The organism is Rhizobium sp. R86522 (assembly GCF_042466255.1).
In the GTDB taxonomy this organism is placed as follows: Bacteria; Pseudomonadota; Alphaproteobacteria; order Rhizobiales; family Rhizobiaceae; genus Allorhizobium.
The window spans coordinates 3,239,775-3,255,488 of the sequence record NZ_JAXHBX010000001.1 but is presented as its reverse complement, the minus strand read 5'-3'; the positions used below and the strand labels follow the sequence as shown (position 1 = coordinate 3,255,488).

Annotated in this window: 16 protein-coding genes; 8 read left to right on the top strand and 8 right to left on the bottom strand. The window is 61.5% G+C overall.

Annotated features, from left to right (window positions below; translation table 11 throughout):
* Positions 1-75 precede the first annotated feature (75 nt).
* The 4 genes from SJY08_RS15760 to SJY08_RS15745 all read left to right on the top strand — a co-directional run bounded on the left by SJY08_RS15760 (position 76) and on the right by SJY08_RS15745 (position 3,490).
* On the top strand, positions 76-882 hold the full coding sequence (locus tag SJY08_RS15760) for a class I SAM-dependent methyltransferase (RefSeq protein ID WP_377276801.1): 807 nt from the start codon (positions 76-78) through the stop codon (positions 880-882).
* Positions 883-1,007: 125 nt separating this feature from the next.
* Positions 1,008-1,742, top strand: a complete 735-nt coding sequence (locus SJY08_RS15755; RefSeq protein WP_236759346.1) for a GntR family transcriptional regulator — start codon at positions 1,008-1,010, stop codon at positions 1,740-1,742.
* 42 nt (positions 1,743-1,784) lie between these two features.
* Positions 1,785-2,540 carry a 2-dehydro-3-deoxy-D-gluconate 5-dehydrogenase KduD gene (kduD, locus tag SJY08_RS15750; RefSeq protein ID WP_377276799.1) on the top strand — a complete coding sequence of 252 codons (756 nt, stop codon included), beginning with the start codon at positions 1,785-1,787 and terminating at the stop codon, positions 2,538-2,540.
* Between the two features lie 29 nt (positions 2,541-2,569).
* A complete protein-coding gene (locus SJY08_RS15745) occupies positions 2,570-3,490 on the top strand; it encodes a sugar kinase (RefSeq protein ID WP_054149017.1) in 921 nt (306 codons plus the stop codon).
* A gap of 12 nt (positions 3,491-3,502) precedes the next feature.
* Here the strand turns inward: SJY08_RS15745 and SJY08_RS15740 are convergent, their stop codons facing one another.
* Complete coding sequence (locus SJY08_RS15740) at positions 3,503-3,673, bottom strand: hypothetical protein (protein WP_300890630.1); 171 nt, start codon at positions 3,671-3,673, stop codon at positions 3,503-3,505.
* A gap of 120 nt (positions 3,674-3,793) precedes the next feature.
* Between SJY08_RS15740 and SJY08_RS15735 the strand changes: the two genes are divergently transcribed.
* Complete coding sequence (locus tag SJY08_RS15735) at positions 3,794-5,056, top strand: PAS domain-containing protein (RefSeq protein WP_300890631.1); 1,263 nt, start codon at positions 3,794-3,796, stop codon at positions 5,054-5,056.
* A 17-nt stretch (positions 5,057-5,073) separates the two neighbouring features.
* Here SJY08_RS15735 and SJY08_RS15730 read toward each other — a convergent pair whose 3' ends face one another.
* Positions 5,074-6,366: a TadE/TadG family type IV pilus assembly protein gene (locus tag SJY08_RS15730; protein WP_377276796.1), complete on the bottom strand. Its 1,293-nt coding sequence runs from the start codon at positions 6,364-6,366 to the stop codon at positions 5,074-5,076.
* 98 nt (positions 6,367-6,464) lie between these two features.
* The gene (locus SJY08_RS15725) at positions 6,465-6,926 is read right to left on the bottom strand and encodes a winged helix-turn-helix transcriptional regulator (RefSeq protein WP_377276794.1); all 462 of its coding nucleotides are present in this window, start codon (positions 6,924-6,926) and stop codon (positions 6,465-6,467) included.
* A 127-nt stretch (positions 6,927-7,053) separates the two neighbouring features.
* Here SJY08_RS15725 and SJY08_RS15720 point away from each other — a divergent pair, with 127 nt between their 5' ends.
* Positions 7,054-7,953 carry an SDR family oxidoreductase gene (locus tag SJY08_RS15720; RefSeq protein WP_377276792.1) on the top strand — a complete coding sequence of 300 codons (900 nt, stop codon included), beginning with the start codon at positions 7,054-7,056 and terminating at the stop codon, positions 7,951-7,953.
* 137 nt (positions 7,954-8,090) lie between these two features.
* Here SJY08_RS15720 and SJY08_RS15715 read toward each other — a convergent pair whose 3' ends face one another.
* From SJY08_RS15715 to SJY08_RS15695, 5 genes are all read right to left on the bottom strand, one after another.
* Positions 8,091-9,002 (bottom strand): SMP-30/gluconolactonase/LRE family protein, encoded by a 912-nt coding sequence (locus SJY08_RS15715; RefSeq protein WP_377276790.1) that lies wholly within the window; start codon positions 9,000-9,002, stop codon positions 8,091-8,093.
* Positions 9,003-9,022: 20 nt separating this feature from the next.
* Positions 9,023-9,976 (bottom strand): ABC transporter permease, encoded by a 954-nt coding sequence (locus SJY08_RS15710; protein WP_054149012.1) that lies wholly within the window; start codon positions 9,974-9,976, stop codon positions 9,023-9,025.
* Positions 9,973-10,920, bottom strand: a complete 948-nt coding sequence (locus SJY08_RS15705; protein ID WP_377276787.1) for an ABC transporter permease — start codon at positions 10,918-10,920, stop codon at positions 9,973-9,975. Before SJY08_RS15705 ends, SJY08_RS15710 begins: the two co-directional genes overlap by 4 nt.
* Positions 10,917-12,383, bottom strand: a complete 1,467-nt coding sequence (locus tag SJY08_RS15700) for an ATP-binding cassette domain-containing protein (RefSeq protein ID WP_377276785.1) — start codon at positions 12,381-12,383, stop codon at positions 10,917-10,919. Before SJY08_RS15700 ends, SJY08_RS15705 begins: the two co-directional genes overlap by 4 nt.
* Positions 12,384-12,468: 85 nt before the next feature.
* Positions 12,469-13,485, bottom strand: a complete 1,017-nt coding sequence (locus SJY08_RS15695; RefSeq protein ID WP_377276783.1) for an ABC transporter substrate-binding protein — start codon at positions 13,483-13,485, stop codon at positions 12,469-12,471.
* Between the two features lie 258 nt (positions 13,486-13,743).
* On the opposite strand from SJY08_RS15695, the gene SJY08_RS15690 reads away from it, so the two are divergent.
* Together SJY08_RS15690 and SJY08_RS15685 are read left to right on the top strand one after the other, a co-directional pair.
* Positions 13,744-14,988, top strand: a complete 1,245-nt coding sequence (locus SJY08_RS15690; protein WP_300890637.1) for a sensor histidine kinase — start codon at positions 13,744-13,746, stop codon at positions 14,986-14,988.
* Positions 14,985-15,707 (top strand): response regulator transcription factor, encoded by a 723-nt coding sequence (locus SJY08_RS15685; protein WP_054149007.1) that lies wholly within the window; start codon positions 14,985-14,987, stop codon positions 15,705-15,707. The genes SJY08_RS15690 and SJY08_RS15685 overlap by 4 nt, the downstream gene beginning before the upstream one ends.
* Positions 15,708-15,714 lie beyond the last annotated feature (7 nt).

The window sequence follows — 15,714 nt, the reverse complement described above, 5'->3', positions numbered from 1 at the left end:
TTATGACTTTATCAGTCAAGAATTATCTTTTAGAAGTGTTCCAGCCTCTCTGCCCGAATCCGAAAGACCGTGAAAATGCAAGCCGTTAGCTCCCTCTCCAACCATGACCTTCGCGACGAAATCAAAGCCTACTGGTCTCTGCGGGCCGAGACATTCGACACTCAGCCGGGTCACGAGATCTTTTCGGAAGACGAGCGGGCGGCCTGGCACGCCCTGTTCCGCAAGCATCTCGGCGAAGGCGAGGGGCGGGCAGCGCTCGACCTCGCCTGCGGAACGGCCGTGATCTCGCACCTGCTCGACGATCTCGGCTTCAAGGTTACCGGGCTGGATTGGGCCGAGCCAATGCTGGAGCGCGCGCAGGCAAAGGCCAAGGACCGTGGACGACAGATCCGCTTTCTGATGGGTGACGCCGAGCGCACCATGGAGGACGACGAGGCCTATGATGTGATCACCAATCGTCACCTTGTCTGGACGCTCGTCGATCCGCTTGCCTGCTTCAAGGAGTGGCACCGCGTCCTGAAACCGGGTGGCAAGGTGCTGATCGTCGATGGCGACTTCGTCAACACCTCCACATTGACCCGTCTCTTGAAAAAGCTGACCGGTTTCGCGAGCCGCCTCGGTCTGGCCCGCGATGCCCTGCACGGCGCCCCGCCGAATCCCGATATGGCCGAAACGCACACCCGTATCCTGTCCCGCGTTCATTTTTCCGGCGGTGCTCACGCGCATGCCGTTGCAGATCTTCTGAAGAAGGCGGGCTTCTCAAAAATCACCGTTGATCAGGACATGACTGCTATACACAGGGCGCAACGCAAGAACTTTTCGTTTTTCAAAGGCCTGGAGCGAGCCACTCAGCACCGCTACGCGATCTGCGCCGAGAAGTGACGTCATCGCGTTACTGCCTTTCCTGACTGTATAGCTGTTTCAGAAACGGTGGCTTGAGACAGAGGCTCCTTGCATTTACAGCCTCCGAAAACTGATATACTAGTATCTCAGTTTTCGGAGGCTGCATGTCGGAAATGTCCAAAAGCGGGTTACGCTCGCGCATTGTTCCTGCCGATCATCAACGCGGGAGGACGCGGGATGGGCGTGCCGCGACGCAGATCCATGCGATCTTGCAGGACGAAATTGTCCGCCTGCAATTGAAGCCGTTGGATACCCTGAACGAGAAGCAACTCGGCCAGCGCTTCGGTGTCAGCCGCACGCCTGTGCGCGAAGCTCTGCTGAGACTGGCGGATGAGGGACTTGTGGAGATCTATCCGCAGTCGGGCACTTTCGTGTCTCGCATACCCCGCCGTGCGCTCTACGAGGCAATCCTTATCCGCAAGGCGCTCGAGGTGACCACCGTCTCGCTCGCCATTGTCGCGATGAAGGACGGCAGCCGCTTGCACTCGCTCGAAGACAATCAGGCGGCCCTGATAAAAGCGGCCGAGGCCGGTGACATTCCGCTCTTCCACCGTCTCGACACCGAATTCCATCAGTTGATCGCCGACATCGCCGGTTACCCCGGGATCTGGACGGTTATTGCGCAGGTCAAGGTTCATATCGACCGCTATCGGTTCATCACGCTGCCCCGTTCAGGGCGGCTGGATATCGTCATCGCCGAGCATGCGGCGATCATCGACGGGATCCGTGACCGCGACGACGGTGCGGCGGTTCTGGCCATGAGCCAGCATATCGGCCGCATGACTGAGGAACTGGACGCCATCGAGCATCTCGATCCCGACCTCTTCATTGACGCCTAGAGCAAGCAGGCGATCCTTTCCAGAAATCCCGGGAGTAGCATCATGAAACCATCCTTCGACCTTTCGGGCCGCACGGCCATCGTCACCGGAGCCAATACCGGCATCGGTCAGGCCATTGCCGTGGCACTGGCCGGCGCTGGTGCCGCTGTTCTCGGCGTCGGCCGATCGGGCATGAGCGAAACGGAGGCCATGATTGCCTCTGCAGGTGGGCGTTTCGCATCCTTTGCCGCCGACCTGTCGACCATCGAGCCGGTCGACGACATCGTCGAAGCGGCGGTATCCGCTTTCGGCTCGGTCGACATTCTCGTCAACAATGCCGGCATCATCCGCCGAGCCGATGCCATCGATTTCACCGAGGCTGATTGGGATGCGGTCATGGACGTCAACCTGAAGACGGCCTTTTTCCTGTCGCAGGCCGTCGCCAAGCGCATAATTCCGAGTGGCCGCGGCAAGATTATCAACATTGCTTCCATGCTCTCCTTCCAGGGAGGGATCCGCATTCCCTCCTATACCGCGTCCAAGAGTGGCCTCGCGGGGCTGACCCGCCTGCTGGCCTGTGAATGGGCTGCCAAGGGCATCAACGTGAACGCGATTGCGCCGGGCTATTTCGTCACCAACAACACGACCGCCTTGCGGGAAGATCCGAAGCGGTCCACCGACATTCTCGGCCGGATCCCGGCAGGCCGCTGGGGCAATCCGGAAGAACTCGGTGGCGCCGCAGTCTTCCTGGCCTCGGACGCCTCCGCTTATGTGCACGGCACGATCCTGCCCGTCGACGGCGGTTGGCTGGCGCGCTAGGTAGGAACGGGAAGCGACAAGGCGGGGGGATGAAGATGGGACGGATCGTATCGATCGGCGAATGCATGGGCGAACTGTCGGAGACCGGTTCACCCGGTATGCTCAGCATGGGGTTCGCCGGAGACACGCTCAATACCGCCTATTACCTGCGTCACAGTCTGGGGCAGGACTGGCAGGTCGACTATGTGAGCGCCGTCGGTACGGACGGGCTCTCCGACAGGATGGTCGATTTCCTTAACAGTGAGGGCATCGGGACCGACCATGTCCGCCGCCTGGCCGACAAGACGATCGGGCTCTACTACATCACCTTGAAGGACGGCGAGCGCAGTTTCACCTATTGGCGCAACGACAGTGCCGCAAAGCGGCTCGCCAGTGATCCTGGGGCCCTCAATCGTGCACTTGAGGGCGCGGATCTCGCCTACTGGTCCGGCATCACCTTGGCCATTCTCTCGAACCAGGACCGTCTGGCGCTGATCGAGGCGCTTGGCCAGTTTGCAGGCAAGGGCGGAACGGTTGTCTTCGACCCCAATCTCCGGCCGCGTCTCTGGGACAACCCGGAGACCATGAGGGGCTGGGTGCATCGGGCGGCCGCGGTGAGTGACCTCTGCCTTCCGTCCTTCGAAGACGAGGCGACATGGTTTGGCGATGCCGATCCAGCCGCGACGGCGAAACGTTATCAGGCGGAAGGGGCTCGAAGGGTCATCGTCAAGAACGGATCCGAGGACGTCACATTTGCAGGCAGCAGCGGTGAACTGTCCCGCTTCTCCATCCCCTCGGTCGAACATGTTGTTGATACGACCGCCGCAGGCGACAGTTTCAACGCTGGCTACCTGGCTGCAGAACTGAATGGTGCATCCGTTGAGAATGCGGTTGCTGCCGGCGCCAGACTGGCGGGTAGGGTAATAGGCGCCCGGGGAGCTTTGGTCCCGGATGCCGTAACGCAGGCCTGAGGAGCCTTGGGCTCAAGCCGGAGCAGCGCCGCCGCCGACAAGGGTAAAATAGGCCCATGTAAGCACGAATGCCGCGGCGATCCCGGCCCAGATCAGGATCTTGCGCATCGAAGGTGAAACACTGGCCTTCGGCTTCGGCGGTTTGTCTTCGGGCGGGCGCTCGAACTTGATGACGTTCGACATGCTATGGCTCTCTCGTGATGCTCATCTGGAAACTTCCTGCCATGATCATGGGCCAACAACAAGCCTGCTGCTTGCGTGTTTCCTCATGGATGAGGCTTGAGATCGGGACGTATTGTTGAGATGGCGGAGAGAAACGCTGCGCCTTCGGGCCGCGCGCATTCACAATCTTCCACTTCACTCTTGTCTGCAGCCTTCGCCGCCGCTAGCGTCCCATTTCAGGGGGAACTGTTGTCAATAGACCGAGATCGAGGGCTTTCCCGTCGGACGCATGATGGACTTTGTCGAACTGCAATGAGAAGTTTTCTGGATTCCGCCCTGGGTGATGCCTCTTCCGCACAGGCGGGAGACGCGTCTATTGCCGCCAGGAAGATATCAGGCGTTTCGTCGACACATTTCCTGAAACTCGTCGAAGAAAACGGCAATACAGGCTTCTGGACCTGCGATATCACCACCGGTCAATGCAGCTGCAGCCCGGGCCTCTTGCGAGTGATCGGGGTTAAGCAAACCCTGCCGTTCCGAATGACGGATCTGGTCGACCAGGTACATCCGGAGGATCGCACATTCTGCGAAGATATCTGGTCGCTGATACGCTCGGGTGTGCCTGTGAATCGGAATTTTCGCATCATCCGCGGCGACAGGACCGTACGCTGGGTCGAGTTCCGGTCCGAGGTGGTGCTTGACGCCGAGCAGCGCCCGGCGCGCGCCATCGGGCTCCTCCAGGACGTCTCGCAACAACATGAGAGCCGTCAGGCGCTGGACGAAAGCACCGGCCGCTACAGAGCATTGATCAGCGCCGTCGCGACCATGGAATGGCGTGCGACCGCAGCTGGCGAGCCCGTATTTTCCTCTGGCTGGACGACGCTGACCGGGCAACGTGAGTCCGATATGTTCGACGGCAACTGGCTAAGCGCGGTCCACCCAGATGATCGCGAAGCGGTAAGTGCCGCCTGGCAGCAAGCTGTTTCCTCGCTCTCTCCTTATAGCTCCAATCAGCGCATCCGTCGGGCGGACGGTGAATATGAATGGTTTCATGCCCGCGCAGTGCCCGTGCTTCACAAGGGTGGGCGCTCGCATGAATGGCTGGGCATGATCATCCGCCATCAGGAATTTGCCATGATGGGCAGCGGCGGGTCTGCCGCCGATCCCTCGGTGACGCCGATGCAGATCCGGGCGGGACGGGCCATGTTGCAATGGACCCTTGAAGACCTTTCGCGGCAGTCCGGCGTATCGGTCTCGTCGATCCGGCGGATCGAGGGGGAGGGAGAACGTTCGACGCGGCCGGCTTCGCTGAGCGCGATTCGAGAGGCCTTCGAGCGAGAGGGCCTGGCGTTCAGTGACGGCAACACCGTGTCCCTGCAGGGCTTCCCCATGCGGAGAAGCTGAGCCCTCGGATCGTACTCTCAGCTGGAGATCCGGGGCGTGCTCACGATCTTGAGGAATAGCGCATTCATGGCGTCTGCGATGCCCTCGCTCGGGCTCACTTCGAAATAGAGACCCGGCGATGCGCAAGACTGCATGCGCGTAGGGATTTCGGACTGGAACGGGCTGATCCACCTCTTGTACCAGTCATTGGTGGGAAGCGGCAGATAGGTCGTATAGAGAACGGCGATGCGATAGCCCTTCTTCTTGAGGGCTTCGCATTGCGCAGTGTCGATCGGCTCCTGACAGCGCCCATTGGTGGTCTTCTTGGTGCAGGTGCTTGGCTTGTAGGCGTCGCCCACTCCATCTGAGACAAAGAACACGATCTTTTCCGGATCACTTGCAGAAGCACCGGTGCCGGACGCGCCCATGAGATCGCCGATACTCTTGAGGGCGCGGTCGAAATCGGTCTGCTGGTCGTTGTCATAACCCTGCCAGGGGATCGACATCAGCCCGATCTTGGACGCCTTGGTCTGAACCTGATCGAGATTGTCGGTAAGTGCGGAGACCTCCAGCAACTTGGTGTCCTCGGCCCGTTCGCCGAAGGTGTAGACGGCCATGCGATACTGATTGGAGCTCTTGCGCGACGTCTTGGCCGTGTCCATGAGCGCTGCCGTCGCCTTGGCCACGACGTCGATGCGGATCGTCACGCCGAGTTTCTTGGCGAGGTAATAGTAGCTGTTCGTGTCCTCGACACCGTTTTTGACGATGTGGCACGCGAAGGCACACTTGTCTCTGGTGTTGTTGACCATCTTGGTGACGTCTGCCGGAGTCGCTCCGACGCCCATGGACGGCGTGTTGTCGAGAAGCAGGTAGAAGTCCCGGAATGTGTCTGTCTGATAGACGGCTTCGGCCTTGCCGCTGACGGTGACGTCCTTCTGCCCCATGACCCGTGCAAGTGTGGTGGGAATGGTCGCGTTGAAGGTGAAGACGGCCTTTAACTGGGTTCCGGTCTTGACGACTTCCACATCGAAGTTCTTGAGATCGTATTGCTGAGACATCTTGGCGTGACCGAGAAACACCTTCTTGGCATCTGCGATCGCAGCCGATAGCTGTCCGTCGGATTTCATCTGCATCGCCTGCATGACGCCGGCGGAGGTTTCGGCAACGGCTGCGATCGCAGCTGCGTCGGCAGCCGCCTGGAGGGTGCTTCGCACCGTCAGCGCGTTGCTGATATCGATGGCCAGGCCAGCCGCTCCGATGACGGGCACAAGCAGGATCGCCGTCAAGACGCCGAAATTGCCACTGCGGTCGCAGAGAAATCTTCTGAACATAATATACCCCCATATATAAGGGGGTAATTTATAGGTGCTGCGTATCGTTTTCGTTCATCTGCATGGTTAGCAAATTCCTGACCAGCGAAGCATGCCAGTCAGGCGGCTGCGACCTTCTTCTTCACGGGCGGATTCTCGCCATCATAGAGAGCCCGCGCCTCGCGGATGCGACCATGATGTTCCGCCGTCCAGACCACGAGTGCCGCGACAGGCCCCAGTAAGGATTGCCCGAGCTCCGTCAGTCTGTACTCGACACTCGGCGGCTGGGTCGGGAAGACCTCGCGATGAACCAGGCCATCACGCTGCAGGCTGCGCAATGTGCCCGTGAGCATGGCCTGCGAGATGTCGGGGATTGCTCGCTTCAGCTCGCCGAAACGGTGCGGCCTGTAGCCAAGCGTCTGTAGGATGAGGGAAGCCCATTTGTCGCCGATATGGGAAAAGACATCGCGAACCGGGCAATTCCCGGCATCGAAAACCGTATTCGCCGGCGTCTCGATCATGGCCATCACCGAACGGATCGCTGCGGTGTAATCGGTCTTCGTCTTCCCATGTGCTGTCATCGGTACCATCCTCAGAACCTGGTTCTAAAAAACTGCCTACTTTACGGTAGATATGAAGTCTGCAATATAGACCTACTCTAGAAATTAAACCATCCCTAAATTTTAGGGTCCAGAAAATGAGAGAGCCATGACCGCGAAATATCTTGTCACCGGCGCATCGGGCCAGCTCGGCCAGCGCGTTGTCCATCATCTCCTTGAGACCTCGGGCGTCGCCGCAGGCGACATCATCGCTGCCAGCCGCAAGCCGGAGCAGCTGGTAGAACTGGCCGCGAAGGGCGTGTTGGTGCGCCGGGTCGATTTTGATGATGCCGCATCCATGGAGGCCGCATTCGCCGAGGCCGAAAAGGTGCTGATCATCAGCACGGATACGCTCGACCGGCCGGGACATCGTCTCGTTCAGCATCGCGCAGCCGTTGCCGCAGCGGAAAAGGCCGGTGTCGCTCATCTGCTTTACACCTCGATGCCCGAGCCCGTGAACTCAGCTCTGCTCTTCGCCCCCGACCACGAAGGGACGGAAGCGGCCATCGAGGCAAGCTCGGTGCCGGCCTGGACCATTCTGCGCAACAACTGGTATTTCGAAAACGTCATGATGAGCGCAGGCCCCGCCCTTGCCTCGGGCCATTGGTACTCGGCTGCCGGTGACGGCAAGGTGGCGCACATCGCACGCGATGACATCGGTCGTGCGATTGCTGCGGCGCTCGTCGCCGCAGACAAGGAAAAGACCGTCTACACGCTGACGGGTTCTTCTTCCTACACGCATCGCGAAATGGCATCCCTCATCTCCGCCTCTGCCGGCAAGGAGATCACCGTGATCGATGTTCCGGTCGAAGGCCTCGTCCAGGGCATGGTTGGAGCTGGTCTGCCGGAACCCGTCGCGCGCGTCTTTGCATCTATCGATACGATGGTCGGAAACGGTGGTCTGGCTCGCGTCACTGGTGACTTCAAGACGCTGACGGGCACGGAGCCGCAGAGCTTCGAAAGCTGGGTAGAGAGCCAGGCCGAACCTTTCAAATCCATGACTGCGTGATCGCTCTTCCTCACGTAATCGCCTCATCGGTCGCCGCCAGGCCGGTCCGGTCGTGCCATATCCCACACGTGGCATGACCGCGCGACCGCCCGTTCTCCTGAGCGGGCGGTCCTGTTTTTTATGCAGTCGGGCGCGACTCAGGGCGTCTGCGCACCTCGTGTCGCGGTGTAGATCGCGTACAGCGATGTCGAGGCCGTGATGAACAGGCGGTTCTTGCGAGGGCCGCCGAAGGTCAGGTTGGCGACCGCCTGCGGCACCAGGATCTTGCCGAGCAGCGTGCCATCGGGATGGAAGCAATGCACGCCGTCGGCAGCGCTCGACCAGAGGTTTCCGTCGACATCCGTCCGCATGCCGTCGGGAATGCCCTTGTCGATATGGGCAAAGACGCGCCCATTCGTCAGACGCTTGCGATCGGTGACATCGAAGACGCGGATGTATCTCGGGGCGTCTGGCTTGTGGCTGGCGCCGGAATCGGCGACGTAGAGCAACGTCTCGTCCGGCGAGAAGCAAAGGCCGTTCGGCTGCAGGAAGTCGTCGATCATGACGGCAAGCTCGCCGGTGGTAGGATCGAGCCGGTAGACGTTGCGGCTCGCCTGTTCCTCGTCTGCCTTGTAGCCCTCGTAGTCAGAGAGAATGCCGTAGGACGGGTCGCTGAACCACACGCTGCCGTCTGATTTCACCACGACGTCATTGGGGGAATTCAGCCGCTTGCCCTGGTAGCGATCCGCAAGCGTCGTGATCGTCCCGTCGATCTCGGTGCGGATGACACGGCGCCCGCCGTGTTCGCAGGAAACGAGCCGTCCCTCGCGGTCGCGGGTATTGCCGTTGATGAAATGCGACGGTGAGCGATAGACAGAGGTTCCCGCACCCTCGATCCAGCGCAGAACGCGTTCGTTCGGAATGTCGCTGAACAGCAGATAGCCGCCATCATTGAACCAGACGGGACCCTCGGCCCATCGGCAGCCGGTGTAAAGCTCATCCAAGCCGGCGCTGGACACGAGCAGGTCGCAGAAGCGGGGGTCGCGGATCTCGTAATGCGGGTTTTCCATGGGACGATCCTGGCAGGGCTTCAGGTTTTGCCGGCGCTGCGTGTGGTCGGCAGCATGATGACGGCGATGATGATGAGACCGGTGAGAATGAGGCGGATGCCTGCGCCAAAACCGTAGGTATTCAGCATCGAAACGACAAGGAACATGAAGAGCGAGGCGCCCCATATCCCCGGAACATTCGAATTCCCGCCGGCAACCGCCGTGCCGCCGATGACGACGACGGCGATCGACATCAGGAGATATTCCGTGCCCATGTTGAGCGCTGCACCGCCTGAGAAGCTGGCAAGCAGATAGCCGCAGAGCGAGGCGAGCACGGCGCAAAGCAGGTAGGTGACAAGTCGCGTGCCGTCGATCGGGATCCCGGCCATGCGTGCGGCGCGGATGCTCTGGCCGATCGCGGCGATCGAGCGTCCATAGACCGTGCGGTTGAGGACGTACCAGACGATGACGGAGAACACCAAGGCAACGAGCGCGACATTCGGGATGCCCACAGTTGAAGAAGTGGTGAAGTCCGCAAGCCAGCTTGGCGGCTTGATGCGCAAGCCCCGGTTCGTCCAGATCGCCGTCGACTGCACGATGAAACTCATCGACAGCGTTGCGATGATCGGCGGAATGCGGAGCAGTTTGATCAGCGCATAGTTGCCGATCCCGATCGCGATCCCGACACCGATGGCGACCAGCAGCCCGGTCAGGATCATGCTGTTCTCGACATTCATCACCTTGAGCGAGACCGTTGCCGCAAGTGTCATGTTGGCGGGAACCGAGAGGTCGATATTGCCGGGACCGAGCGTGATCACCAGCATCTGACCGAGGCCGACCAGCACCGAGAAGGCGCCGAAGGTGAGGGCGGCCTGTGCGAGCCCGACGGTGCTCGCCCCGCCCGTGAAGACGATGGTGACGAGGAAGACGCTGGCCGCAGCAATGAAGGACCAGATCCAGGTCCGGGAGAAGAGCGTGGAGAGTGCTTGGGTCATGACTTGCCCTTCCGGCCTTCGGCGCGATTGAGGGCAAGACGCAGCGTCAGCACGAGGATCAGGATCGCGCCTTGGGCGCCGATCTGCCAGTCCGGCGAGATCCGCAGGAAGGACAGGAAGGAGCCGGCCAGCGTCAGTGTGAGCGCACCGATGACGGCACCGATCGGCGAAACGCGACCGCCGACGAATTCGCCGCCACCGAGAATGACGCCGGCGATCGAGAGCAGCGTGTAGCGCAGCGCGATATTGGCGTCCGCTGAGGTGGTCAGTCCCACGAGTGCCATGCCGGCGAGTACGGCAAAGAAGGCGGCAAGACCATAGACGGCGGCGCGTGCGCCGATAATCGACCATCCGGCCCGGGCAACCGAGCGGCTATTGCCGCCCACCCCGCGCAAGACGACGCCGAAGGACGAGCGCATGATGACATAGTGGCTGACGGCGGCGATCAGGATGCTAGCGACGATGGCCATGGGCAGCAGTGGCGGCTTGACCGTCATGATTGTCCGGATCCAGCCGGGCGCCTCGCCACCGGGCGCCGGCAGGATGAGGACAGCAAGCCCGCCCCAGACGAAACTCATGCCGAGCGTCACGACGATCGACGGCAGGTCTCTAAGGTAGATCATGACGCCGATCAGCGCATAGACTCCGATCGCTGCCATCAGAATTAGGACACCCAGCAGAGGCGAAGACTGCAGGAAGGTCGCCGTCACGCAAGCGACGAAGCTCACGAAGGTGCCCATCGACAGATCGAGGTCGTTGACCGTCATGATCAGCATCTGCGCAATGGTGGCGAGCGCAATCGGTACTGCGAGATTGAACAGCAGGTTCAGCCCGGTATAGCTCATGGCTCGCGGCTGGAGATAGAAGACCGCGGCGAGCAGTCCGACCAGCGAAATGGCTGGGATGACGAGACGCAGGCCATCGGCTGAGAAGAACTTCGTCATGCAGCCTCCTGGAAGGAGGCGGAGAGGATGTTCTCTTCCGTCACCTCTTCGCCCTTCAGTTCGGCAACGATCATGCCGTTGTTGAACACATAGACCCGGTCGCAGAGGCAGACCTCGTCCATCTCGGTCGAGTACCAGACGAAGGTCCGCCCGGCGTCCGCCTCCTGGCGTAGGATCGCATAGACCTCCTGCTTGGTGCCAAAATCGACGCCACGCATCGGGTCGTCCATTAAAACCACGGGCGCGCGGCTGGCGAGCGCCCGTGCGAACAGAACCTTCTGCTGGTTTCCGCCCGAAAGCGACAGGATCGGATTGTCCATGTCGGGGGTACGGATGCCGATCCGGTCCTTCCACGTCTGGCCCAGCGTCTCCTCCCGATCGAAATCCAGGGTCTGCAGCCGCGACAGATCCGGCAGGATGCCGATACTGAGGTTTCTCAAGATGCTCCACAGCGTGAAGGTGCCGTTGACCGCACGGTCGCCGGCGACGAAGGCGACTTCGGGGTCATCAGCCCGCAGCCAGTTGCCGGTTCGGGACTCGAAGAGGCCGACCAGCATCTCGGTCTGGCCGTGGCCGCCGAGACCGGCGAAACCGACAATCTCACCCTTCATGGCCTGGAAGGGGAGGCCGCGCCCGCGCACCGGCGCGGCGGTCAGCACACTTGCCGTGTTGGTCTTCTGCAGGTTCGTACGGGCGTCGCGAGTCTTCACCACGCTGCCCATGGCCTCGATCAGGCCGTGTTCTGAAAATTCCTCAGCCGGCCTCTGGCTGACGACCCTGCCGTCTTTCATGACGACGATGCGGCTGGAAACCGAGAGTATCTCACCGAGAATATGGGAGATGAAAAGGATCGAGCCGCCATCGCGGACAAAGCGCTCGACATAGGCGAGCAGTTGTTCGGCAAGCCGCGCATCCAACGACGAGGTCGGCTCGTCCAGGATGACGAGACGAACGGGAGCGCCGATCTCGCAGAAGGTGATCGCGATCTCCACCATCTGGCGTTCCGCGATGGTCAACGTGCCGACGGCCTCGTGGCAGTCGATCGAATGGCCTGGGAAGATTTCCTGCAATTTGCTCTCGATCAGGGCAGCACCCCGCTTGCGCCAGCCCCAGCCTTTCAGGCTGCGATGCATGACGCGGGTGTTCTCCACGATCGTCAGGTTCGGGCAGAGCGACAGTTCCTGGAAAACGCAGCGAATGCCGGCGTCGCGCGCAGCATTGATGCTGTGGCCTCCGCTGCCGTGACCGTATCGGATTGTGCCCTCATGCGGGCTGAGTCCGCCATTGATGACGTTGACGATGGTGGATTTGCCGGCACCGTTATGGCCGACCAGGCCGACGCATTCTCCAGCCCCGATCTCCAGAGTGACGCCGTCGAGCGCCTTCACCGCGCCGAAACTCACTCTTGCATCGGTAACGCTGACGACGGGCCGTCCATCGCCCTTATCGAGCATGGCATTCATACTGCACAACTCTCTCACTCACGCGCCAAAGGTTCCCCACACCGCCCGGCCCGAAGGCCGGACGGTTCGGGGAGGTTCCGGTCGGTTACATCGCAGAACCGATGACCTTCTGGGCGTCTTCGAGCGAATACTCGACATTCGCGACGCCGCCTGCCTGGGTATTGGCGAGGTTGGCTTCGAGATTGTCCTGGTCGATGCGCAGGAAGGGGACGACGAGGTCCTTCTTCACGTCCTTGCCGTCGAGGATCTGCTGGGCGACCCAGAAGGCAAGCGTGGATACGCCGGGCGCAATCGAGACCGACATGGTCTCATACTTGTTGGCGTCCTTCTGTTCCTTCCACCACTTCAGCTCATCCTCGCGGTTGCCCATGACGATGACGGGCATCGGACGGTTGGCAGCCGCGATCGCCTGGGCGGCACCGTAGCCGTCGCCACCCTGGGTCACGACACCGACGAGTTCCGGCAGGCTCGGCAGGATGCCGGCCACGGCCTTCTGGGCGACGTCCTGCGCCCAGTCGCCATGCACGGAGCCGACGATCTTGAACTGCGGGAATTGCTCTACGCCAGCATGGATGCCCGCCGAGATTTCGTCATCGACGAAGACGCCGGCAAGGCCGCGGATCTCGAGCAGGTTGCCGCCCTGCGGCAGCTTGCCGGAGAGATATTCGACCTGGCTGCGGCCCATTTCCTTGAAGTCGACCGCGATGCGCCAGGCGCAGGGTTCGGTGACGATGCCGTCGAACGACACGACGGTAATGCCGGCGTCACAGGCTTCCTTGACGGCGCCGTTGAGTGCCGTCGGCGAGGCTGCGTTGATGACGATGGCGTCATAACCCTGCAGGATCATGTTCTGGATCTGGGCTGCCTGTTCGGTCGCCTGGTTTTCGGCGGTCGTGAAGGCGTCGGCGGCTGCGACCTGTCCGGCCTTCACGGCCTCGCCGGTCACCTTTTCCCAGCTGGTCAGCATGGCCTGGCGCCAGGAATTGCCGGCATAGTTGTTCGAAAGGGCAATCTTCTTGGCCGATGTATCGGCCATTGCGGGCATGGATGTGGCGATAAGGCACAGTGCCGCGCTCGCCAGAAGGGTTCTGCTGGTCTTCATGATCTCACTCCCTGTTGTCCGGCGCTCTTGGCACCGGTTTCCTCCAAACAGCCGGGCGTGTCCCGGTCTGAATTCCCCGCCGAGTTCCTCTTCTCGGCAGGATCAGGATGGAGGCAATGGCGACGCCTGTACAGGTTCGGGACGGCAGGACGTTTGCGGGCATTACGCAAAGTCCTGCGGGATCCCGCAGGACGACCACCCTCTCGAGATGTGTTATGAAGGAGATGCGGCCGTGGGAGTGGTCGCGGGGAGGACATCATGCTCAAGATCGCGCCGTCAGCGCTGCTCGATCACTATCTCGGCATATCCAGGCTCCTGGCCGGGCAGCTCGATTTCCGCTCGGCCATCAAGGCCGTGGGCGTGGAAGTATCGCATATCGTGCCGCATGACCACCTCGATGTCTGCATCACCATGGTCAACGGCCTCTACCACACGGCTTACGAGACCGGCCTGGATACCTTCTGGGGTCAGACCACGCCCGCACCGGTCGCGAGCAGCCCGATCCGCACCCTGCTCTGGGGCGAAATCGACTTCCTTTTGACGGATGATGCGCAGCAGGAGACGCGCTACCACGTCGACACGCCCTTCACGCGCCCGATCTTCGAGCACAATTTGCGCAGCCGTCTCCATGTACCGCTCAAGGTGCGCGGTGAGGTTATCGGCGCGCTCAGTTGCTCGTCGCATGCGGTCGGTTTCTACACCGAGCAGGACGTGGCCAATGCCCAGTCCATCGCCGACCTACTCGCGCCCTACTTCTTTGCCTTGAGAGCCGCCGAACAGGCCAAACAATCGGCGATCGTCGAGGCCGAGGCACGCGCCCGCGAGGAGGGGCTGCGGGCCGGGGCTTTGAGCCTGACGGAAGCACTGGAACGCGAGCGGCAGCGCATCGGCATGGATCTGCACGATCAGACGCTCGCCGACCTCACCCGCCTGTCGCGGCGCATCGATCGGCTCATGCAGGAAGGAGACGTGAAAGGCGAGGCGCTGGAGCCGGTCGGACGCGGCCTTCAGCATTGCATGCAGGACCTCCGCGAAATCATCGAGGAGGCCAAGCCCTCCGTCCTGCAGCTCTTCGGCTTTGCCCACGCCATCGAGAACCATCTCGACCGCGCCGTGCGCGACCACGGCTCGCAGCTTGCCTGGAGCCTCAGCGACGACACGGACGGTCTGATCGACACCATCGACCAGTCTGTCCGCATCGCCCTGTTCCGGATTGCGCAGGAAGCCATCAACAACGCCGTGCGCCATGCGCAGGCAAATGTGCTGGAGCTGAAGTTGAAGAGTACGGCACATGCCCTGACGATCGAGGTGTCCGATGACGGGGAGGGTCTTTCCCGCTCGGACCGCAGCGCCGGCGGCGGCATCGACAATATGGTGACGCGGGCGAGGTTGATCTCCGCCAAGCTGACGCTGGGGACGGCGCGCGAGGGCAAAGGAACGGTGATGCGCGTGCAGATGCCGCTCACGCTCGCCAAGGCAGGATTGCTGGAGGACATCAAGTGAAGGTTCTCATCGTCGAAGACGATCCGCTGCATCGGTCGTATTTGCTGGAGGCCGTCTGTGCCGCTCTTCCCGAATGCGACAAGGTCATCGAAGCCGGTAATGGGGCCGAAGGCGAGCGTCTGGCCCGTGACCACAAGTCCGCCCATGTCGTGATGGACCTCCAGATGAACGCCCGCAACGGGATAGAGGCGGCGCGCACCATCTGGAAGGAGCGCCCTGATACCCGCATCCTCTTCTGGTCGAACTATTCCGACGAGGCCTATGTGCGTGGTGTCTCCCGCATCGTGCCGGATGGGGCAGCTTACGGCTACGTCCTCAAATCAGCCTCCGACGAGCGCCTGAAACTCGCGCTTCGCAGCATCTTCGTCGAGGCGCAATGTGTCATCGACCGCGAGGTTCGCGGCATGCAGCAGAAGAGCCTCGGCCAGGTGCGAGGCTTCAGCGACAGCGAATACGAAATCCTGGTGGATATCGCGCTCGGCCTCACTGACCGCACGATCGCTCGGCGCCGGGGCCTGTCGATCCGCAGCGTGCAGAACCGTCTGCAGCAGCTCTACGAGAAGCTGGGGGTCTACCAGATGTCGGTCGAGGATAGCGACGAGGGGCGCTTCAATCTGAGGGCAAGGGCGGTGACGGTCGCGCTGCTGCGCAAGCTGTTGAACTACAGCGCCCTCGAGCGCGCCGAGGCCGAACTTGCGGAGTGGCTGCGGTCTCATTGACCGATCC